This window comes from Shewanella sp. T24-MNA-CIBAN-0130, from assembly GCF_040310185.1.
GTDB lineage: Bacteria > Pseudomonadota > Gammaproteobacteria > Enterobacterales > Shewanellaceae > Shewanella > Shewanella psychromarinicola.
Genome location: NZ_JBEOPP010000139.1, coordinates 1 through 540 on the forward strand (window position 1 = coordinate 1; position 540 = coordinate 540).

At 41.9% G+C, this 540-nt stretch carries 1 protein-coding gene; it reads right to left on the bottom strand.

Going from position 1 to position 540, the window contains the following annotated elements; all coding sequences use genetic code 11:
* Nucleotides 1-59 precede the first annotated feature (59 nt).
* On the bottom strand, nt 60-437 hold the full coding sequence (locus tag AAEZ02_RS21805) for a transposase (protein ID WP_233768498.1): 378 nt from the start codon (nt 435-437) through the stop codon (nt 60-62).
* Nucleotides 438-540: the final 103 nt, after the last annotated feature.

Here is a 540-nt window from a genome sequence, read left to right on the forward strand (position 1 = left end):
CAACTTGATGTTTTTCATGAGGGGTATGGTGATCTTCATTGGTAAAAAATCAAGCATCTTCATTGATCATGGGTATAGTTGTCTAAAACCTCGTGGATTTTATCCGCATCAGGATAATGAACATCAACCAAATCCCGCATACACGCTGCAAAGTCCTCTCGTTTCTTGGTTGCAGTTGCTTTAGCATGCCGCCAGCCTCGATGCCTGTCGTACATCAGATAGATATTGGCCACATCCTCACGCCGGTATTCGTAATCATCTTTAGCTAAGTGCCCTGGTGAAGCTAATTTGGGCGGTTTTACATGTGACACCAGTTGTTTCATTGCTTCATCAAAATTATCCACAGGATGTTTTTCATCCGCAGGCATAGCATAAATTTCCAGCACCTCTTCCATCTGCGCAATGAAGTCGCTGTTTAACTCGCCAATACACCACATCTTCTTTTGCCATGGTTTTAATTCATCATGCCTATGCACTTGGCTCAGTAAGAATGTATTGGCGTGTGAATTATTGCCAAATTTAACAATCTGTTAGGTATTT

Coding starts and splice junctions, on each gene's coding strand:
- AAEZ02_RS21805 (WP_233768498.1), bottom strand. CDS start 437: ATGTGGTGTATTGGCGAGTTAAACAGCGACTTCATTGCGCAGATGGAA.